This is a genomic window from Methanobrevibacter sp. 87.7 (assembly GCF_002208625.1).
Classification (GTDB): domain Archaea; phylum Methanobacteriota; class Methanobacteria; order Methanobacteriales; family Methanobacteriaceae; genus Methanarmilla.
This window is the reverse complement of the sequence record NZ_MRCT01000013.1, coordinates 1-20,671: the sequence shown is the minus strand read 5'-3', so window position 1 is coordinate 20,671 and position 20,671 is coordinate 1. Positions and strand designations below refer to the sequence as shown.

Here is a 20,671-nt window from a genome sequence, read left to right as displayed (position 1 = left end):
AAATAAAGATAAAATAGCTAAATAAAAATTTAAATCAAATAGTTAACATGTTAAAATTAAATAAATAGCTAATAAAAATTAAATTAAATAGTTAAAAATATAGCAAGATTAAATAAATAGCTAAAACATTAAAAAAAGACTAATTTTTAAAAAAATAAAAAATAAAAGAAGTTATAATAATTTATAAACTTCTTCCATAAATTTAAGTTGACCAATACGTTGCATAGTGGTTCCAACTCTTTCTTTTTGAGGTTTAATACCATATTTATTATAAACTTTCATTACAGCATCAATTAATTTTATAATATCCTCTTCATTATCAACATTTAAAGTTAAACCTTCAACGATTTTACGACCACTCATTCCACCAATGTGAAGATTATATCCATCATATTTAATGTCTTTAGCATCATGAGGACATGCTTTAATACATTTTCCACAGCCAATACAAACATTATAATCAGTATGTGCAAGATCTCCTCTAATTTCAAGAGCATCTACTTTACATACATCAGCACATCTTCCACAACCATTACATTTTTCTTCAATAGTTTCAGGTAATTTATAACCATTAATACCGAAATCAGATACTTGTGGTCTTACACATTTATTAGGACAACCACTAATTGCAACTTTAAATTTATATGGTGCAGGATTTTCTTTAAATTTATCTTCAACTTTTTTAGCAAGAGCAGTAGTATCAATTAAACCAAGACGACAATTTTGATTTCCAGGACATGCAAGTGGTGATCTTACAAGAGGTCCTTCTGAACCATTTCTAAAACCTGCTTTTTGAAGATCTAAAATCATAGGTTCAACATTAATTGGTTTAACAGAATGTAATTCAAATTCTTCCCTATTTGTAAGTTTAATTTTAGCATTATATTTTTCAGAAATATCAATAATACTTTGAACTTCTTCTTGACTATAAAATCCAGAAGGATTTGCTCTCATTCTTATGAAGTAATCACCATCAATTCTAGGAGATGCTCCTCCATAATCACTGTTCCAGTAATATGAAATAAATTCATCATTATCAAAACGTTCTTTAATGTTTTTATTAAATCTTTTAAGTTTGAAATCTCTTAAAAATTGTACTTTAGATTCATCTACTCCTTCTTTTAAAGGAATAATATTTTTAATATCTTCACCTTTTTCTGTTCTAATAATAATAGTAGAATATCCTTCTTCACTTCCAACAGATCCAATTGATACATCCGCAAGATCTGAATCAAAATCACGACAGAATTTACAACCAGATGCTAATTTAATATCTTTAACAGGAAGTTTAAGAGTATCTTCTTCAGTTTCAATAATAAATTTACCATTAGTTACATTGAATTTTTTAACATCATTAATATCAATATCATGTTCTTTTAAAAGATTTAAAAGAGTTTCTTCTTCAAATTTTTCAGTACAGAATAAACCAATTAAATATTCAATTTTAGGTAATTTAGTTGCTTTACCATCCCAACCTAATTCAGGATCATGTTTTGCATGATATGGGAAATATTGTAATTTTCTTAAACCTTCAATTTGACATGGAAGACCAACAACTGCAACTTTTTCAGCACCTTGAGCATAAGCTTCTTTTAATGCTTCTAAAGTAGAAATAGTATATTTAGATTTAACAGTTTGTTTTAATTCATCAGGAGTTTTAACAATCATTGATACAGGTTTCCATTTTTCATCCCCAACAACAATAGCTGCATCAATTTTTTCAGATTCCATAAGATATTTTAAGAAAGAACTTACTACACCACCATCTTGTCCGTCAAGTGTACCTTTACCATAATAATATTCTTCTTTAAAGTCTTCCCTAATACTAATTTGATATCTTGCAGAACCCATTCTAGGACAAACTTCCATACACATACCATTACCATCACGTCTACATTCTTCAACAAGATGTGGAGTATTTGTAAATTCAATTAAATTATTTGGACATACAATACTACAAGTACCACATTTAGCACAGAATTCACTATATACAATACTATTTAATGCCCAAGTGTAATCTTCAGGATCTTTAATATTTTCATTAATAAAATCTTGTAATGAACCCATTTTAGAAATTACTTCATTAATAATATCTTCAGTAACTTCGACATGTCTACTTTTAGCTAATTTTAATGCTTCCTTATCAACATAATCATCTATTTTAGATTTAATATATTCCTTATCCTCATCAGGAATAGTTTCAATAAACTTATCAAAAATTCTACTAATCATATTATCACTAATTATAGCTTTTAAGATTAAAGTATTTAAATGTTTGATATACTATTTAAAAAATGTCTAAAAGAGAAATTAACTAATTGAAGATAAAAAGGATTAAATTAAAATTTAAAAATAAATAAATTATAAAATCTCAAAATAAAAAGAATTTAGAAAGTTAAAAAAAATATTAATTTCTAAATAAAAAAATAAAAAAATCATAATATTATAAACATTATAAAGACAATGAAAAAATAATAAAATAAAAAAAAATATTAAAAAAATAAAAAAAATAAATTAAATTATGTTTTTAAAGAACATAATTAAAAAAATAAAATTAAAATCCTACTTTTTAAGAATCTAATTAAAAAAAAAAGAAAAATAAAATTAAAATCCTACTTTTTAAGAATCTAATTAAAAAAAAAGAAAAATAAAATTAAAATCCTACTTTTTAAGAATCTAATTAAAAAAAAAAGAAAAATTAAATTAAATCATGTTTTTTAAGAACATGTTTAGGATTATCAACAACTGCTTTTTTTGCTTCTTCTTTAGATAAACCTGCACCTAATGCTATATTATATGCTTTATCAAAACTTACTAAATCACCAGGAGCATGAGTATCAGTATCAACTACAACATAATTTCCAACTTTAGAAGCAATATCTGCAACATGACCATTACCAAGACAATGACCTGCTCTACAACTAATTTCAAGAGCAATATCATTTTCTTTAGCTAAAATTGCATCCTCTTCTGAAATTAAACCGGGATGACCAATAATATCTACTTCAGGACACATAGCAGCAGCATGATTTGTACCTTCAATTACTGGTTCAGATAAAGTTTCACCATGAACTACAACAATCTTAGCACCTAATTCTCTTGCTTTAATTGCAAGTGGTTTAATAGATGAAGGTGGAACATGAGTTATTTCAACACCAAGTATAACATTAATATCCCAATTACTATTTATATCATCAATTGCATCTTGTATATGAACAATATTATTAATATTATAATAATCAACATGATCTGTAATAGCTATATCACTATGACCTAAAACATATGCTCTTCTTGCAAGTTCTGAAGGAAGTACTTCACCATCTGAAAATAAACTATGCATGTGTAAATCAATTCTTTTATTAGTCATTTTTAATCTCCAACTATAAAATTTAACATATATTATAATATATAATATTAAAATTAATTTAATAATTATTTTTTAAAATAATTTTATAAAAAAAAACTTAACATAAAACTCTAACAACTAATTCTCAAAAATAATTTTATCAAAACTTAACATAAACTCAACTATTTCTTAAAAATAATTTTATCAAAACTTAACATAAACTCAACTATTTCTTAAAATAATTTTATATTAACTAAACTTAATATAATATATAATATTATAATTAATAAGTTTTTTAAAATAATTTTATTAAAAAAATTAAAATAAGAGTTTTACATATTATAAAAAAATAAAGAAATCTAATTTAAAACTTATTAATAAAAATTTTAATAAAAAAACAAAGGGGTAAAATGATTTCAGTATTTGTACCAGGACATATAACTGGGTTTTTTTCAATATTTCCAAAAAAGAATAAATTAGAAAAAGGATCACTAGGTTGTGGAGTTTTACTTGATAAAGGAGTTACTACAAGTATTAAAGAAACAAATAAAGATGGAATACATATTAAAATTAATGGTAAAGAGAACAAATATAATGCAATTATAAGCGAAGAAACACTTAAAATAATAAATAAAGATTATCCGATTGATAAATATTTAGATAATCTTGGTATTAATGGACTTGAAGTTAATCATAATATTGAAGTACCTATTGGATGTGGATTTGGAACTTCAGCATCATCAAGTTTAGGAATAGCAATCTTATTAAAAGATATATTAAATTTACCAATTACCTATAAAGAAGCAGGAAAATATGCACATCTTAGTGAAGTTTCCTTAAATTGTGGACTTGGAGATGTAATAGCAGAAATGTCTAAAGGAATTGTACTTAGAACAAAACCTGGAGCACCCGGAATTGGAAAAACACAGTACATAACATCAGATTATAAAATAGTATCAAAATCATTAGATAAAATTGATACCTCTGAAATAATAACAGACCCAGATTATCAGAAAAAAATAACAAATGAAGGACTTAAAGCACAAAAAGAATATTTAAAAAACCAAAATAGTGAAAACTTTATAAAATGTTCTTATAATTTCTCAAAAAATATTGGATTATTTAATAATGAGATTATTGATTTAATTAATGAATTTAATGAATTTTGTATTGGTTCATCAATGGCAATGATTGGAAATACTGTTTTTGGATTATGTAAAGATACAAGCACATTAAATAAGGAAGAATACATGATTAGTAATATTGAAAGTACTGGAATACAAATTAAAAAGTAATTAAAAAGTTTACAATAATTTAATCCAATATAAAAATTATAAACACTAAATAATTAAATAAACACAATATATAAGAAAAAATAATTAAAAACACAATACCTAAAATACAAAAAATCTTAAAAAATGTGAGTACATGATTCAACTTAACTACAATATAAAATTATATAGAAAAAATCTTAAAAAAATATTAAAACCTACTGATACAGTAATAGAACTTGGATGTCATGTTGGTGGAAGTTCAAAAATTATTGCAGAAATAATTAAAGAAGGTAAATTAATAGCAATAGACAATAGTCCAGAAGCAGTTCCAAAAATGAAAAAATTAGAAAAAGAATATTCTAATATAGAATTTATAAGCGGAGATGTAAGACTCCATAATATTATTAAAGAAGCTTGTAAACTTACAGAAAAATGTAACCTACTATCTGTTGATTTAGGTGGTGGTTATCATCCAGATACTGTATTTAAAGTATTTTATATATGGTCTTCAACATTTAAACCAAGAGACTCAATTATCAGAAATAAAGGATTAATAGACTTTGTAAATACATCTAAAGTTGAAGAAAATTTAAATTCTAAAAATGGATATTTAGACTCTTATGGTGATGAAGGAATTCCTCCACAAATTAAAGAATTTAACTTATGGACAAATTCACTTAAAAATAAATAATTAAATTAATTTTTATTAAAATATAAAAAAATTATAAACTTTTTTTAAAAAAACTAAAAATATACAACTATAAAAAAATAAAAGGAAATGAATAATCTAAATAATTAAAGATTATTCAAATTGATAAGTATCCTTTGAAGAATTATTTTTCTGATTATAAGTACGTTCTAATATATATTCTGCTCTTTCAAGTAGATTTTTATATAAATGTATTTGAGCTTTTAATTCTTCAACAGCTTCATAATGACCTTGATCAATTTTTTTCTCTAAATTTAATAATTTAGACCATTCATCACCAGAAGGTAATTGTTTTTGATTTAATCTATCCTCTGAAATATTGACATTAAATACATTTTGGCTAATAACGATGTTAACAGTAACATCATTAGGTAAATCATAATATTTACGAGGTCTACCTCTAATTATTTTTTTATAAGAAGATTTTAAGAGACCTGCTTTTTCCATTGCTCTTAAATGTTGGATAACAGCTTTCTGACCTATGTTTAATTCTTTAGATATTTCACTAACGAACATAGGTTCTTCCCTTAGTAAATTAATAATTTCTCGTCTAGTACGAGACCCCATAATATCCAAAATTTCATCCATATCAATATCATGGTTTAGATTATTATTATTTGAATTTTCAATATTTTCTTTTTCTGTCATCAATTTATATTATAAACCAAAAACTTTATATAACTTTTGGTTACTATAAGATAAATAAGAAAGATAACCTTTGGTTACTTTAATATTTTATGTAGAAAAAATCTTTAATACAATGGTTATTTTTAATAACTAATGTCCTATATATTCATATTTCATAAATAAATATTAAAGTTAAAATGATTTTATCTTTCAAATGTAACCATTGTATTAAAGATTAAATAAATAAAAATATGAATATTAAACTTATTGTTATCTTATAATTAATTAAAAAAGGTGACCAAATGGCTAATAAAGAAAAAGATTCCAAATTAGATTCTGAAGATAAAGTATCTGAAGAAAATAAAGAACCTGAAACTATGGAAGATAAATTAGCTAAAATGGAATCAGAACTTGATAAAAAAGATGAAGAAATTCAAGAATATATTTCTCATTTACAAAGACTTCAAGCAGATTTTGAAAATTTAATAAAACAAACTGAGAAAAAAGAAAAAAATATTATCAAATTTGCTAATAAAGATTTAATTGAAAAAATATTAGATCCTTATGAAGATCTTGGTAGAGCACTTGAGAAATCTAATAGTGAAAAAGAGCTTAGAGAAGGAGTAGAATTAATTTATAAAAAATTAAAGGATACTCTTAAAAAAGAAGGTGTTGAAGAAATTCCTGCAGAAGGAGAAAAATTTGATTCTTTAAAACATGATGCTTTATTAGTCGAAAATGATCCTGATGTAGAAAATGGATACATTATTCAAGAACTTATGAAAGGATACACCTTAAAAGGCGATGTTATTAGATATTCAAAAGTAAAAGTTTGTAAAAAATAAACTAATTATAAAATTTATTAATTATTAAAATTTATTAGATAAATTTAATTTATTAATAATAAAATCAGACAATAAAAAAATTAAATTTAATCTATATTAAAAATTTAGAAATACATTAAATTATCAAATAAAGAAATGGTGATAATATGGCAGAAAAAACTAAAAAAGAAAAAATTATTGGTATTGATTTAGGTACAAGTAACTCAGCAGCAGCAGTACTCATTGGTGGTAAACCAACTGTAATTCCAAGTGCAGAAGGTGCAAGTCAATATGGTAAAGCATTCCCAAGTTATGTTGCATTTACTGATGATGGTCAAAAATTAGTTGGTGAACCAGCAAAAAGACAAGCAATTACCAACCCAGAAAATACCATTAGTGCAATTAAAAGAAGTATGGGTACTGATAGAAAAGTAAAAGTACAAGGAAAAGAATATACCCCACAAGAAATTTCTGCTTTTATTTTACAAAAAATTAAAAAAGATGCTGAAACTTTCTTAGGAGAACCTATTGAAAAAGCAGTTATTACTGTTCCAGCATACTTTGATGATAACCAAAGGACTGCAACTAAAGATGCAGGTACTATTGCAGGATTAGATGTAGTAAGATTAGTTAACGAACCTACTGCAGCAAGTTTAGCATATGGTATTGATAAACAAGAAGAAGATGAAGACGTAAACATTATGGTTTTCGATTTAGGTGGAGGAACCTTAGATGTAACCATTATGGAATTTGGTGGAGGAGTATTTGAAGTAAAATCCACTAGTGGTGATACCAAATTAGGTGGAACAGATATGGATAATGCTATTATGAATTATTTATCATCTGAGTTCAAAAAAGAAACTGGTATTGACTTAATGGAAGATGATCAAGCAATACAAAGACTTAGAGAAGCTTCTGAAAAAGCAAAAATTGAACTTTCCACTACTTTAACTAGTCAAGTTAACTTACCATTTATTACTATGAAAGATGGTGAAGCTAAAAACTTAATTAATGATTTAACAAGAGCTAAACTTGAACAATTAGTTGATCCTATTGTACAAAAATGTGGTAAACCAATGGAACAAGCATTAAGCGATGCTAAAATGTCTAAATCAGATATTGACAAAATTATTCTTGTAGGAGGTCCTACTAGAATGCCATGTGTACAAAAATATGTAGAAAACTTCATTGGTAAACCAGTAGAAAGAGGTATTGACCCAATGGAATGTGTATGTAGTGGTGCTGCAATTCAAGGAGGAGTATTAGCTGGTGAAATTAAAGATTTAGTTTTACTTGATGTAACTCCATTATCTTTAGGTATTGAAACTTTAGGTGGAGTAGCAACTAAACTTATTGATAGAAACACAACAATCCCAACTAAAAAAAGTCAAATCTTCTCAACTGCTCAAGATAACCAACCTTCAGTAGATATTCATGTTGTTCAAGGTGAAAGACCTATGGCAAATGATAACACTACACTTGGAAGATTCCAATTAGTAGGTATCCCACCTGCACCAAGAGGAGTACCTCAAATTGAAGTAACTTTCGATATTGATGCAAACGGTATTATTAATGTATCTGCTAAAGATAAAGGAACTGGTAAAGAACAATCAATTACCATTACTTCAAGTACCAAATTATCTGATGAAGAAATCCAAGAAAAAGTTAAAGAAGCAGAAATGAATGCTGAAGCAGATAAGAAAAAAGAACATGAAATTGAAGTTAGAAATAATGCTGACTCAATGATTTACACTGCAGAAAAAACTACTGATGAATTAAAAGATAAAATATCAGATGATGAAAAATCTAACATCGATAAATTAGTAAGTGAATTAAGAGAACTTATCACTGGTGAAGATATTGATGCTATTGAATCAAAAACTAAAGAATTAACTGAAGCAGTACAAAAAATTGGTGCTAAAGTTTATCAAGAAGCTGCAGCTCAAGAACAAGCACAACAAGCAAACAATAATAACAATGCTGGAGCAGATACTTCATCAAATGACAAAGATGATGATTCCATCGATGCAGATTATGAAGTAAAAGATTAGATATATTATATTTAAAAAATAATATATTATGATAGATATAATATTTTAAATATTATATCTACTATTTTTTTAAAAATTAATATTATCATATTAGGTGAAGAAATTGGCAGAGAAGCGAGATTATTATGATGTCTTAGGTGTCGATAAAGATGCTGATGAAAAGACCATTAAAAAAGCATATCGTAAATTAGCAATGAAATACCACCCAGATGTTAGTGACGATGAAAATGCTACTGAAAAATTCAAAGAAATTAGTGAAGCATATGCTGTATTATCTGATCCAGATAAACGTAGCAAATATGATCGTTTCGGTCATGCAGGTATGAATGGATTCTCTGCTGAGGATATATACCAAAATGTAAACTTTGAAGACATATTTGATGACTTTGACCTTGGAAATATATTTGATATGTTTGGATTTGGTGGAGGAAACAGATCAAGAAATAAAACAGGTCCTCAAAGAGGTTCTGATATTTATACACAAGTAGATATCACCTTAGAAGAAGCTGCATCTGGAATTAAAAAAGATATTAGAATTCACCATGACGTAACTTGTCCAGAATGTAATGGAACAAGAGCTAAACCTGGAACCTCCCCAGAAACTTGTCCAGAATGTAAAGGTACTGGTCAAGTAAAAGAAGTTACAAATACACTTCTTGGACAAATGATGAGTGTTAGACCATGTAGAAAATGTGGTGGAACAGGAAAAATCATTAAAGAACCTTGTACAAATTGTCATGGAAAAGGTACAGTTCGTGAAGATCAAACTATTACAATTAACATACCTAAAGGTATTAATGAAGGAGATCGTTTAAGAGTATCTGGTGCAGGAAATGCTGGAAAATTAAATGGACCTACTGGAGATGTAATGGTTTCCGTACATATTAAAAGAAATAAAGAATTCCAAAGAGAAGGATCACGTCTTTATTATAGTAAACCAATAAGTATTGTACAAGCTAGTTTAGGTGATAAAGTAGACATTCCAACAATTGATGGAAAAACAGTTACACTTACTATACCACCAGGAACTCAAAGTGATACAAGCTTTAAAATACGTAACCAAGGTATGCCAATATTAAATAGTGATCGTCGTGGAAACCTTTATGTAAAAGTCATTGTTGTAACTCCACAAAACCTTAATAAAGAACAAACTAAATTACTTAAAAAATTTGGTGAAATTAGTGGAGAAAAAATTAAACATGTTAAAAAAGGATTTTTCAGTAAAATGAAAGACTCAATTTCATAAATAAGAATTTTATTCTTATTTTTCTTTTTTTATTATTTTTTATAAAATTTAAAATAACTATTTTTAATAAACCCTAAAAAAACTACTTTTAAATCAAAACTTAAACAAAGCAATAAAACCCTAAAAAAAATTAATAAACTTATTTTTAGATAAAAAATTTAAAAAAATTAGAATAAATATTTCATGAAAATATTAAATATTTAAAATTGTAAAAAATAGTAAAATTTTATATATATTTACTATATAAAAAAATAAAAATAAAATAAATACTTAAATATTACAAATAACAATACCAATTAAAATTAAGAATAAACCTAAAATTTGTTTTTTATTAAGTGTTTCTTTAAGAAAAAGATAACTTAGTATTGCTACAAAAATATATCCTGCAGATTCTAAAATCAAACCGAAAGATAATGGAATTGTTTTATATGATATTATTGTAATTAATGTTCCAGCAAAAAACATTAAATATGCAACAATTACATATGGATTCAAATATTCACGGATAAATGATTCATGTTCTTGCATTGCACTTTTTTTAAGAAGAATCTGAGAACAAGATGCAATAAATACTGAGAATAAAAATAAAAATATAAAAGGATTCATTTATCATTCACCATCAACAAAATTATTCCAGTAATAACTAATATAGCACCTATGACCATTTTTAAGCTGATTATTTCACCTAATACTAAACAACCTAAAATAAATCCCCAAATAACAGTAACTGCTTTATTTGAAAATGCAATATTAAGATCAATACGTTTTAATATTTGTTGCCATATAAGTGCATAAACACCAAGTAATGCAACAACAAAAATATATCCTAAAATAAATTCAGTAGACATTACAGGTAATCTTGATGTGAACTTTTCACATAAAGCACATATTGCATAGACAAATAAAGAAGCTTGTAAAAATACATAATCTCTAACTTTAACTGCCATATTAAATTCCTACTAATTTTTTAAAATAAAAAATAATCTAATTAAAATAAGTAATTTATAAAATATATAATTATCTAAAAAATATTAATTTTTATAAAATATATATTTAGGAATAGCTAAAAATAAATAAAAAATTTGTATTTAAAAATAAAATAAAAAAATTTCAAATAGATAAAAACAATTAAAATATTAAAAATAGCTAAAAATAAAAAAATCTAAAAAGATTAAAATAAAAATTAGAATTATTTTAAATAAATTAAATAAATAATTTAAAAATAATAAAAATACAAGAAGTTTTTATAATAGTTATAGCCTGCTAAGAGTAACCCACCTTCTGTTTAACAGTATTCATCTTCGCGAATTACCTTGCCTCATACAGCTGTCATAAGCAAATTTATCCTTGCATCCTATAGACTGACCGTTTCACCGTTTACTTTTAATGTCATCAGTTAAACATCATATTCATCCATTAAAAGACGTATCGTTTCTGCTTCAGGGTCATGCTTCTCAGCATATGCATTTAAAACATTATAGTTCTGTAATGATGGATGGAGTTTCCTTAGTAAAAAACCAGTAACTGTCTTTAGCTTGCTATAACTAATTAAAATAAAAAACTTAAAAAAAGTAGCAGGGCCTAGATTTGAACTAGGGCTCTCGGGGTTATGAGCCCCGCGGGATTACCAGACTACCCCACCCTGCTATAAAAATAATTTTGTATATAATACAACTGTATAATATATTATATTTAATGTAGTATATAAATGTTTCTAAAAAAAAGGATTTTTTTTAAATATTTTTGAAAATATGAAAAAAATAAATTATTATAATAATTTAAATTTCATAAAAATTTTTATTTCTAGAAGACAATTTTGTAAGAATTATAGGAACTACAAATAATATAACTACAAATATTCCATCTATAAATATTTCAGTAGGACTTCCTCTTGTAAATATACTAATAACTCCATTAATCCATAAATAAATAATTACAATTGGCATAATTAATTTAACAATTAATTTCCATTTTTTACCTACATTAAATGTAGAATATTTATTTAATTTATCTGCAATTTTATCTGCACCATAAAACCATGCAAATATAATTGCTTCTGAAAGAATAACAAGAGACAATGTGATTTCATTTAAAAATGAATCTGCTATTGACAATATATAACTTCCAGATCCAGTAGCATATATAAGTGAAAGTAAACATCCAACAATAACCATTATAGTTGCTGATTTTTTACGTGATAAATTAAATTTTTCATTAATTGAAGAAGCCATTGGTTCAAATAATGCAATTGCAGAAGTAAAACCTGCAAATAAGAAACACAAAAAGAACAATGGCCCAATTATATATGCCAAATCACCCATAACATTAAAAATTGCAGGAAATGCAACAAATACTAATCCAGTTCCATCATTTACAACTTTAGATAATGGTAAACCTTGAGTTTGTGACATAAAACCAAGTATTGAAAATATACCAAATGCTGTAAAAAGACCAAATATTAAATTAGCTAAAGTTACAATAATTGCATTGTCCATTAAATGGTGTTCTTCATTTCCAATATAACTAGTATAAGTAATAACAGTTGAATCACCAAGCCCCATAGAAAATGCTATTTGGGCAAGTACCACAAGCCACAATGCTGGATTAAATAAAGTTCCCCAATCAGGTTTAAATAATTGTGTATAACCAATAGATGAACCAGGAAGAGTAATTGCAAATACAATAATACAAAACATCATTATAAACATTAAGGTCATTAATATAGTAGTAACTCTAGCAATACCTTTGTTTAAATCTCTACTTGATACAAACCATACACAGAACCATATTATAAGTAATGCAATGATTACTGGAATAGAAATTTTTGTTACTCCAATTAAAGAATTTCCAACACCATTAGTTAATAAAATATTATCAAAAAAAGCATTTGTATTTGTACCCCACATTTTAGTAAAACTAAATCCAAAATAGAGTAATGCCCATGCTAAAATAACAACATAGTATACTAAAACTAAAAAAATATTAAATGGTACAAACCAACCAATAACTTCAAATTTCTTATTAATTTTAGAAAATACTCCTACAACTGCAGATTTAAAATTAAAACCAACACCATATTCTAAAAACAAATGATTAATACCTAAAACAAAAAGTACAATCAAATAAGCTAAAATAAAAGAAGCTCCACCATTAGTGTATAAAACATATGGAAATCTCCATATATTTCCTAAACCAATAACAGAACCCATCATAGCAAAAATAAACGCCATACGTGTATTAAATAATGGTCTTTCATTATCCTCCATAAAATTCCCCTAAAACAAATATAAATAATAATTAAAAAAAGTAGTTAAAAATGAAAAAAGTAAAGAATTAATTATCTTTATCTTCTTCTAAAGCTTCAATTCTTTTATCCAATGATTCTAATCTTTCATTAGTAAATTCAGAATATTCATCAAATCTTTTTTCTAAATCTTCAATAGATTCATTAGCTGAAGCCCATCTTCTTTCTAAAGTATCTAGATCATTTTGAGTAGCTAATGACCAATCTTCAATAAGTTGATCACTTTTTTCATCAAGAAATGCATCGATTTTTTGAGAGAAAGCATCTGTATTAAAACTAGACATATCATAATCATTAATCATGTCTTTAAATTTAGACATGGAATTAGATTCTTTATTAATCTCAATATTTTCATCCTCGTCATCATCAAAATCAATATCAACAGAATTTGTTCCAGAACCAGACATTTCTTCTTTTTCAGAATTAACATTAGGAACATTAAAATTAAAACCATTAAATGATTTAGAATTATTTAAAATAAAATAATAGATTAAAATAAAAATAGCTAATATTAAAATAATAATAGCTAATGCTTCTATGACACCCATATTATAACCTCATTATTTTTGAAGTTTTTTCTCCTTTTCTTCAATGTTTTTAAGCATTTTTTCAAGTTTTTTCTGTTCAGTTTGTGCTTCTAAACGTGCTAATCTTTCATTAATTTCAGTATGTTTATAACCTATTTCATTCATTAATTCAGAAGTAGATTGTCTAATAGCTGAAAGATGTTCTTGTTGCTCTTTAGGTAATGGTATAGGATTTTCCATTAATCTTTTAGATTCTAAATCTTTTTCTACCATAGTCATTTTTTTAAGTTCAATCTCTTTATCAATCATCTTAACAGTATTTTGAGATTGTTTGACTTTTCTCCATTGAGAAACAACAATTATAATAAGAATAGCAAAAATCAAAACAAGAATTAAAATAAAAATCTGATTTGGTATTACTAAAGTTTCCATAGATTATATCCTCCATGTGATAAAATATTAAATATAATGTTAGTATATATTTAAAAGTATATAAAAATTATGAAAAAAATAGAAAATATTTTGTTAAATGATTAATTCTATTAAACAATATCTTATAATAACAATTTAAAAAAAAATAGGAGGATAAACTATAATGTTAACTGAAGAAGAAAGAAATTCATATATAGAAGCAGGAAAAATTATATCAGAAATAAGAAACGATGCAGTAAAATTAATTAAAAATGGTACTCCAATTATAGATTTAGTTGAATTTGTTGAAGGAGGAATACTAAAAAAAGGTGCTGGAATTTCATTCCCCTGTAATGTTTCAATAAATGAAATAACTGCACATTATACTTCACCTCTTGGTGATGAAAACAAAATTGTAACTGGAGATTTAGTTAAATTAGATCTTGGTGCAGAAGTAAATGGATATATATCAGATACTGCGGTTACAATAATGGCACCTGGAGATAATATTGAAGAGTTATTTGATGATAAAACTTTAGAAAAAAATCAAAAAATTATTGAAGCATCTGAAAGTGCATTAAAAGCAGCAATTGATACAGTTCATGCTGGTGTTGAAATTGGTGAAATAGGTCAAGCAGTAGAAGATGCAATTCATGAATATGAATTAAATCCAATTAGTAACTTAACAGGTCATAGTCTTGAACATTGGAATTTACATGCAGGACTTTCTATACCAAATTATAACAACCATAGCACTCATAAACTAGAAGAAGGAGATGTAATTGCTATAGAACCATTTGCAACTGATGGTATAGGCATCGTAGATGATATCCCAGGAGCATATATATTTTCATTTATGAGAGATAGACCATTTAGAATGGCTCATGATAGGAAAGTTCTAAAACATATAGAACATAATTATAAAGATCTACCATTCTCTGGAAGATGGTTAACAAAAGACTTTAATAAAAATAGATTACATGCTTCAATGAGAAATCTTTCAAGAGCAATGGCAATATATGCATATCATCCATTAAAAGAAAAAACAAATGGAATGGTAGCTCAAACAGAACATACAATGATTGTTGAAGAAGATGGTTGTACTGTTACAACCCTTTAATTTTAAAATTTAATCTTTTTTAATAAAACTTGTACAATTACAACTAGATATAATAATAAAAAATATTATATTTCTCATTTTACTTTTAAAACATTTATAAAACACATATTATAAATTTTATAGTATAAAAACTAATATCTACTTTTAATTAAATAATATTAAGTTTAATAAATAATTTTATATCAATATTTTCAATCTATTAAAAATTAAAGGAAATAATTATTTAAAAAATAGTTTTAAATTTATATTAAAATTAATTTAATTTATTAAAAAAAGTTATGAAAAAGATTATGGTATTAAATGGAGAATAAAAATTCAAATAAATATTAATACCATAATCTAAAATAATAAGGTAACTAATTTTATATAATATTAACAAATACTAAGTAAATTAGCAGTTTTTTTATTAACATACTTATAGGGTTTTTATGTATAATTTAATAAAGAGGAAACAATTAATAAAAAAATTTTTAAATTAACTTAAAAATATAATGTATATTCTTTAGATTCAATAATATATGGGGAAGATTATTTCACAAAGTACAAATCTCCAAACGGAGTTATTTTATTAATATAACCAATAATAGTATTTGTTTATTATACATTAGATTAAATATCTATATTAATTACCTAATTATTAAAATAATATATTTTGAAGATGTTATTTTTTAATATATTTATTTTATAGTTTATTATATGAAAAAAGAATCAATAGATTCTTAAATCATATAACTAATTTTTAAGGGACTAATTAAGTAACAATTTTAGAGTCTCAAGGGCAATAGAATATAATTATTTAGAATCAATACCAGTAATTCTAAGTCCACCGAATTGTGATTTATACTTAATGTTTAAAGCAATAAGTAAAGGGGTGATTTGTTCTATCATTCTTGATCTCTCAAGAGGTCCCGCATCAATACATTTTACACCAGGAATCTTATTAATTAATTCCATAGAAATATCTTTTGCATCTTGATAATCTCCTGCAATTAAACAATCACAATCAATATCATTTGGAATATTTAATAAGAGAGAATTACTAATATTACAAAATGCACAAACAACCTTTGCACCAGTACCTTTTAGTAAAGCTTGAGTTCTTTCTGCAGCAGAACCTTCACAAATACCAATACATCTTTTAGGAGAACCTCCAATTGCTGTTTCAAGAGGAACTGTAGCATCAATAAAAACTTTATCCCCTACAAACTCTTTAATTGTTTTTAATGTAGGAGCTTGAGCAACTAAAGGAACTGTCATAATAAGAATATCTCCATTTTTAGCTGCATCCTCATTTGCCATACCTTCAAGAGAAATATCATAATCTTTAAGTTCATCAATAGTTTCATTAACAATTTTTAATGCTTTTTCTTCTTTTCTTGATCCAACAATTACATCCTCACCAGCAATAGCTAAACGTTTTGCTATTCCTAAACCTTGAGGACCTGTACCTCCAATTACACTAATTTTCATTTAAACACCTTTTATCATTGAAATTAACTTTAAATTCTGATAGGTATCCATTATTAGTTAAAACAAAATTTTCATGTTTATTTCCAATAGCTCTATAGATATCTTTAATTATCCTATAAACCGTGTTTCTACTACACCCTAAATATTTTGCCATATCAGTTACTGACATAGAATCCATGTGAAATAATATAAATGCAAAAACACTCATAGGGATTTTTGAATTTTCAAAGAATGTATTTGTAAAATCATTGAAGTTATTATTACATGTTTTACAGGTGTATTTTCTAATTATACCTTTATAATTAGATTTTTTTAAAAAACCTTTTTTATATACATCAAAAGATTTACATTTAGGACAATATACTCCGTCAGCCCATCTAATAGACCTAAAAATATCCATAAAAAAGGACTCATTTAGATAAATATCAGAAGATTCTTTTGTAATTAATTTTTTATAATCATATGCACCCATGAGAATCACCTTAATTAAATATCTAAATGGAAAAAAATAAATAACTATTGAAATTAGTATTCAATAATTATTCTAAAAAAACACTTATTTTTTTGGATAGAAACCACTTGGTTCTTCTGATAAATTGATCATTATGTTTTTCATTTGAGTATAATGTTCTAATATAACTTTATGAGTTTCACGACCAATACCAGATTGTTTATAACCTCCAAATGGAGCACCTGCAGGAATTGCATTATATGTGTTTACCCACATACGACCAGTTTCAATTGCATTACATACACGTATAGCACGATTAATATCACGAGTCCAGACTGCTCCACCTAAACCATAGCTACTATCATTTGCCATTTCAACAACATCTTTTTCATCTTTAAATGGAATAACAACAGCAACAGGTCCAAATATTTCTTCTTGAGCAACTTTCATGTCATTTGTAACATTAGTTAATAAAGTTGGTTTAAAGAAACTTCCTTCAGAAAGTGGACCTTCAGTAAATCTTTCACCACCAACTGCTATTGTAGCACCTTCTTTTACACCATCTTGGACACATTTCTCAATTTTTTGAACTTGTCTTTCATTAATTTGAGAACCCATTTGAGTATCTTCTTTCCATGGCATATTAACATTTATTTTACTAAATTGATCAACTGCTTCTTTAACAAATTTATCATAAATTTCTTCTTGTACAAATACACGAGAACCTGCACAACATACTTGACCTTGGTTGAAAAGAATACCTAATTGTAAACCATCAATTGCCATATCCCATTTACAATCTGCGAAGTATATATTTGCAGATTTACCACCTAATTCAAGAGTTGATGGAATTAATTTACATGCAGCTGCATCTGCAACATTACAACCAATTTCAGTAGAACCAGTAAATGCTAATTTTCTAAATCCAGGATGATCTAATATATATTGACCTGATTTAGAACCTTTACCAGTAATAACATTAAATACACCTTTAGGAATTACTTTTTCAGTTAATTTAGCAAATTCAAGTACACTTAATGGAGTTGAACTTGATGGTTTAAATACAGTACAACAACCTGCTGCAAGTACAGGTGCTAATTTCCATGCTGCCATTAAAAATGGGAAATTCCAAGGTACAATTTGACCAACAACACCAATTGGTTCTCTTAAAATTAAACTTAAAGTATTGTTATCTAACATTTTTGCAGAACCTTCTTCAGTACGAACAGCACCAGCAAAATAACGGAAATGATCTGATGAAAATGGCATATCTATAGCCATGTTTTCTCTTATTGGTTTACCATTATCTAAAGTTTCAATCATTGCTAATTTATCCATATTGTCATCAATGATATCTGCAATTTTAAGTAAAATTTCTTCTCTTTCAATTGGGTCAACTAATTTCCAATCATTAAATGCTACATTAGCAGCTTCAACAGCTTCATCTACATCTTCTTTAGTTGCTTCTGCACAAGTAGATAATTTTTCACCATTTGCTGGACAAAATGTATCGAATTTACCACCATCAGATGCATCTTTCCATTGACCATTTATATATAATTTATATTCTTTATCTGCAGGATTTTCTGGAATTTTCATAATATAACCTTTTTAATAATATCCAATCTTAGAAATCGATTTCATCAATACCATAGTAAATGTTGTGTAATAATTTTTCAAATAATTCTGCTGTCATTTCCCTAGGGTTAGCAGCAGTACAAGCATCTCCCATAGCATTTTCTGCAATTTGTTTTACTTTTTCATTAAATTCGTCTTCTTTAATACCAAATTCTTTTAAATCATGAGGTATACTTAAGTATTTGTTAAAATCTGCAACAGTATTACATAATTTTTCAACAAGTTCTTCATCAGTACCTTCCCAACCAAGATATCTACCAATTGCTGCATATCTTGAAGGATCTTCTTTAGCATTGAACCTTGTTGCATATGGTAAATACATAGCATTAGCTTCACCATGAGGAATATGTCCTGTTGAGAAAGCTGCACCAGTTTTATGTGCCATTGAATGAACAATACCTAATAATCCATTAGAAAATGCAATACCTGCTTCACATTGAGCATAATGCATCATTTCTCTTGCATCCATATCTCCATCAAATGAAGCTTTTAGGTTCTCAAGAACAAGCCTAATTGCATCTAAAGCCATTGCATCAGCAAATGGTTGATGAGTAGCTGCAGTATATGCTTCAATAGCATGAGTTAATACATCCATTCCAGTATGAGCTACTAATTTTTTAGGCATAGTTGCAGGTAATTGAGGATCAACAATTGCAACATCAGGTGTAACTTCAAAATCAGCTATAGGCCATTTAATACCAGTATTATAATCAGTAATTACAGAAAATGCAGTTACTTCTGTACCAGTACCACTAGTTGAACCAATAGCACAGAATTTTGCTTTTTTTCTCATTTCTGGTAAACCAAATGGAACACAAGCTTCTTCAAAAGTTAAATCAGGATATTCATAAAAAATCCACATTGCTTTTGCTGCATCAATAGGAGAACCACCACCCATAGCAACAATCCAATCTGGTTCAAATTCACACATTTGTTTAGCACCTTCCATGACAGTGTCAACAGAAGGATCAGATTTTACACCTTCAAATAATTTTGTTTCAAAACCTGCTTCGTGTAAATAATCCATTACTTTATCAAGGAATCCAAAACGTTTAAGGGATCCACCACCAATAACTATAAAAGCTTTTTTACCTTTTAAATCTTTTAAATTTTCTAATGAATTTTCTCCTACATATATATCTCTAGGTACTGTAAATCTAGTTTTATCCATAATATACTTCCCCCAATTAAAATTTTTAAAAATATTTTAAAATATTTTATTAAAGTTCATATAAAGACCCACAATACATAAGAAAAATAATGTTCATTAAAATAAAGAAGAGCAAAATAAAAAATACAAATTCCCTTTAATTATTTAGTTAAAATTCCATAATATGGTAAAAAAAGAATTAAAGTAATAATAAAACAAAAATAAGTAAAAAAATTAAAATATAAAAATTATTAAATTTAATTTTAACAATTACGAATTGTTTTAATATTAATTAACTTTTCTTTACACATATTGAACATTATTAGCGCCTGTATTGATATTACAATTAATTATATAAAATAATGTTCTATTTAAAGAGTTTGAAATATATTCAAATGTTAAGAAAATGTTGCAATGTTAGATAATAATAAAACAAAAATTTAAATTAATTATATAATAAAAAGAAGAAAATAAATAACAAATTGACTTTAAATGAAAAATATACAATAAAAGAATTTAACAA

The 20,671-nt window shown here is 25.9% G+C and carries 18 protein-coding genes, 1 tRNA gene and 1 other RNA gene; 6 read left to right on the top strand and 14 right to left on the bottom strand.

Annotation, left to right across the window (positions count from 1 at the left end):
* Positions 1-171: 171 nt before the first annotated feature.
* Positions 172-2,232, bottom strand: coding sequence for a Coenzyme F420 hydrogenase/dehydrogenase, beta subunit C-terminal domain (locus tag BGI41_RS01430; protein ID WP_088538468.1), 2,061 nt, complete (start codon positions 2,230-2,232; stop codon positions 172-174).
* Between the two features lie 466 nt (positions 2,233-2,698).
* Positions 2,699-3,367, bottom strand: a complete 669-nt coding sequence (locus BGI41_RS01425; protein WP_233126290.1) for a histidinol phosphate phosphatase domain-containing protein — start codon at positions 3,365-3,367, stop codon at positions 2,699-2,701.
* 389 nt (positions 3,368-3,756) lie between these two features.
* Here BGI41_RS01425 and BGI41_RS01420 point away from each other — a divergent pair, with 389 nt between their 5' ends.
* Both BGI41_RS01420 and BGI41_RS01415 read left to right on the top strand, forming a co-directional pair.
* A complete protein-coding gene (locus BGI41_RS01420; RefSeq protein ID WP_088538467.1) occupies positions 3,757-4,641 on the top strand; it encodes a pantoate kinase in 885 nt (294 codons plus the stop codon).
* 133 nt (positions 4,642-4,774) lie between these two features.
* On the top strand, positions 4,775-5,311 hold the full coding sequence (locus tag BGI41_RS01415; RefSeq protein WP_088538466.1) for a class I SAM-dependent methyltransferase: 537 nt from the start codon (positions 4,775-4,777) through the stop codon (positions 5,309-5,311).
* Between the two features lie 111 nt (positions 5,312-5,422).
* Here BGI41_RS01415 and BGI41_RS01410 read toward each other — a convergent pair whose 3' ends face one another.
* Positions 5,423-5,977 carry an ArsR family transcriptional regulator gene (locus BGI41_RS01410; RefSeq protein ID WP_088538465.1) on the bottom strand — a complete coding sequence of 185 codons (555 nt, stop codon included), beginning with the start codon at positions 5,975-5,977 and terminating at the stop codon, positions 5,423-5,425.
* A gap of 281 nt (positions 5,978-6,258) precedes the next feature.
* Between BGI41_RS01410 and BGI41_RS01405 the strand changes: the two genes are divergently transcribed.
* The 3 genes from BGI41_RS01405 to dnaJ all read left to right on the top strand — a co-directional run bounded on the left by BGI41_RS01405 (position 6,259) and on the right by dnaJ (position 10,077).
* Complete coding sequence (locus BGI41_RS01405) at positions 6,259-6,801, top strand: nucleotide exchange factor GrpE (protein WP_088538464.1); 543 nt, start codon at positions 6,259-6,261, stop codon at positions 6,799-6,801.
* 146 nt (positions 6,802-6,947) lie between these two features.
* Positions 6,948-8,831 (top strand): molecular chaperone DnaK, encoded by a 1,884-nt coding sequence (gene dnaK / locus BGI41_RS01400; protein WP_088538463.1) that lies wholly within the window; start codon positions 6,948-6,950, stop codon positions 8,829-8,831.
* Between the two features lie 103 nt (positions 8,832-8,934).
* Entirely contained in the window at positions 8,935-10,077 is a 1,143-nt protein-coding gene (gene dnaJ, locus BGI41_RS01395) for a molecular chaperone DnaJ (RefSeq protein ID WP_088538462.1), read from the top strand.
* A 270-nt stretch (positions 10,078-10,347) separates the two neighbouring features.
* Here dnaJ and BGI41_RS01390 read toward each other — a convergent pair whose 3' ends face one another.
* From BGI41_RS01390 to BGI41_RS01360, 7 genes are all read right to left on the bottom strand, one after another.
* Positions 10,348-10,683, bottom strand: coding sequence for an EamA family transporter (locus BGI41_RS01390; protein ID WP_088538461.1), 336 nt, complete (start codon positions 10,681-10,683; stop codon positions 10,348-10,350).
* Positions 10,680-11,024 (bottom strand): transporter, encoded by a 345-nt coding sequence (locus BGI41_RS01385; RefSeq protein ID WP_088538460.1) that lies wholly within the window; start codon positions 11,022-11,024, stop codon positions 10,680-10,682. Before BGI41_RS01385 ends, BGI41_RS01390 begins: the two co-directional genes overlap by 4 nt.
* A 311-nt stretch (positions 11,025-11,335) precedes the next feature.
* An RNA gene (rnpB, locus tag BGI41_RS01380) (RNase P RNA component) lies at positions 11,336-11,616 on the bottom strand.
* 33 nt (positions 11,617-11,649) lie between these two features.
* Positions 11,650-11,724, bottom strand: a tRNA-Met gene (locus tag BGI41_RS01375).
* A 131-nt stretch (positions 11,725-11,855) separates the two neighbouring features.
* The gene (locus BGI41_RS01370) at positions 11,856-13,343 is read right to left on the bottom strand and encodes a sodium-dependent transporter (protein WP_088538459.1); all 1,488 of its coding nucleotides are present in this window, start codon (positions 13,341-13,343) and stop codon (positions 11,856-11,858) included.
* Positions 13,344-13,410: 67 nt separating this feature from the next.
* Entirely contained in the window at positions 13,411-13,929 is a 519-nt protein-coding gene (locus BGI41_RS01365) for a hypothetical protein (protein WP_088538458.1), read from the bottom strand.
* 12 nt (positions 13,930-13,941) lie between these two features.
* Entirely contained in the window at positions 13,942-14,340 is a 399-nt protein-coding gene (locus BGI41_RS01360; RefSeq protein WP_088538457.1) for a hypothetical protein, read from the bottom strand.
* Between the two features lie 163 nt (positions 14,341-14,503).
* Here BGI41_RS01360 and map point away from each other — a divergent pair, with 163 nt between their 5' ends.
* The gene (gene map, locus BGI41_RS01355) at positions 14,504-15,439 is read left to right on the top strand and encodes a type II methionyl aminopeptidase (protein ID WP_088538456.1); all 936 of its coding nucleotides are present in this window, start codon (positions 14,504-14,506) and stop codon (positions 15,437-15,439) included.
* A gap of 792 nt (positions 15,440-16,231) precedes the next feature.
* On the opposite strand, the gene npdG is transcribed toward map, so the two are convergent.
* The 4 genes from npdG to BGI41_RS01335 all read right to left on the bottom strand — a co-directional run bounded on the left by npdG (position 16,232) and on the right by BGI41_RS01335 (position 20,169).
* A complete protein-coding gene (gene npdG / locus BGI41_RS01350) occupies positions 16,232-16,909 on the bottom strand; it encodes an NADPH-dependent F420 reductase (protein WP_088538455.1) in 678 nt (225 codons plus the stop codon).
* Positions 16,899-17,381 carry an NUMOD1 domain-containing DNA-binding protein gene (locus BGI41_RS08315; protein ID WP_143744753.1) on the bottom strand — a complete coding sequence of 161 codons (483 nt, stop codon included), beginning with the start codon at positions 17,379-17,381 and terminating at the stop codon, positions 16,899-16,901. Before BGI41_RS08315 ends, npdG begins: the two co-directional genes overlap by 11 nt.
* Before the next feature lie 84 nt (positions 17,382-17,465).
* Complete coding sequence (locus BGI41_RS01340; RefSeq protein WP_088538454.1) at positions 17,466-18,959, bottom strand: aldehyde dehydrogenase family protein; 1,494 nt, start codon at positions 18,957-18,959, stop codon at positions 17,466-17,468.
* Positions 18,960-18,987: 28 nt separating this feature from the next.
* Positions 18,988-20,169 carry an iron-containing alcohol dehydrogenase gene (locus tag BGI41_RS01335; protein ID WP_088538453.1) on the bottom strand — a complete coding sequence of 394 codons (1,182 nt, stop codon included), beginning with the start codon at positions 20,167-20,169 and terminating at the stop codon, positions 18,988-18,990.
* Positions 20,170-20,671 lie beyond the last annotated feature (502 nt).

Excerpts from the sequence above, each read along its gene's own strand:
- npdG (WP_088538455.1), bottom strand. The coding sequence starts at position 16,909 with ATGAAAATTAGTGTAATTGGAGGTACAGGTCCTCAAGGTTTAGGAATA.
- BGI41_RS08315 (WP_143744753.1), bottom strand. The coding sequence starts at position 17,381 with ATGGGTGCATATGATTATAAAAAATTAATTACAAAAGAATCTTCTGAT.
- dnaK (WP_088538463.1), top strand. The coding sequence starts at position 6,948 with ATGGCAGAAAAAACTAAAAAAGAAAAAATTATTGGTATTGATTTAGGT.
- BGI41_RS01365 (WP_088538458.1), bottom strand. The coding sequence starts at position 13,929 with ATGGGTGTCATAGAAGCATTAGCTATTATTATTTTAATATTAGCTATT.
- BGI41_RS01385 (WP_088538460.1), bottom strand. The coding sequence starts at position 11,024 with ATGGCAGTTAAAGTTAGAGATTATGTATTTTTACAAGCTTCTTTATTT.
- BGI41_RS01425 (WP_233126290.1), bottom strand. The coding sequence starts at position 3,367 with ATGACTAATAAAAGAATTGATTTACACATGCATAGTTTATTTTCAGAT.
- BGI41_RS01430 (WP_088538468.1), bottom strand. The coding sequence starts at position 2,232 with ATGATTAGTAGAATTTTTGATAAGTTTATTGAAACTATTCCTGATGAG.
- BGI41_RS01415 (WP_088538466.1), top strand. The coding sequence starts at position 4,775 with ATGATTCAACTTAACTACAATATAAAATTATATAGAAAAAATCTTAAA.
- BGI41_RS01340 (WP_088538454.1), bottom strand. The coding sequence starts at position 18,959 with ATGAAAATTCCAGAAAATCCTGCAGATAAAGAATATAAATTATATATA.
- BGI41_RS01405 (WP_088538464.1), top strand. The coding sequence starts at position 6,259 with ATGGCTAATAAAGAAAAAGATTCCAAATTAGATTCTGAAGATAAAGTA.
- BGI41_RS01360 (WP_088538457.1), bottom strand. The coding sequence starts at position 14,340 with ATGGAAACTTTAGTAATACCAAATCAGATTTTTATTTTAATTCTTGTT.
- BGI41_RS01390 (WP_088538461.1), bottom strand. The coding sequence starts at position 10,683 with ATGAATCCTTTTATATTTTTATTTTTATTCTCAGTATTTATTGCATCT.
- BGI41_RS01335 (WP_088538453.1), bottom strand. The coding sequence starts at position 20,169 with ATGGATAAAACTAGATTTACAGTACCTAGAGATATATATGTAGGAGAA.
- BGI41_RS01420 (WP_088538467.1), top strand. The coding sequence starts at position 3,757 with ATGATTTCAGTATTTGTACCAGGACATATAACTGGGTTTTTTTCAATA.
- map (WP_088538456.1), top strand. The coding sequence starts at position 14,504 with ATGTTAACTGAAGAAGAAAGAAATTCATATATAGAAGCAGGAAAAATT.
- BGI41_RS01410 (WP_088538465.1), bottom strand. The coding sequence starts at position 5,977 with ATGACAGAAAAAGAAAATATTGAAAATTCAAATAATAATAATCTAAAC.
- BGI41_RS01370 (WP_088538459.1), bottom strand. The coding sequence starts at position 13,343 with ATGGAGGATAATGAAAGACCATTATTTAATACACGTATGGCGTTTATT.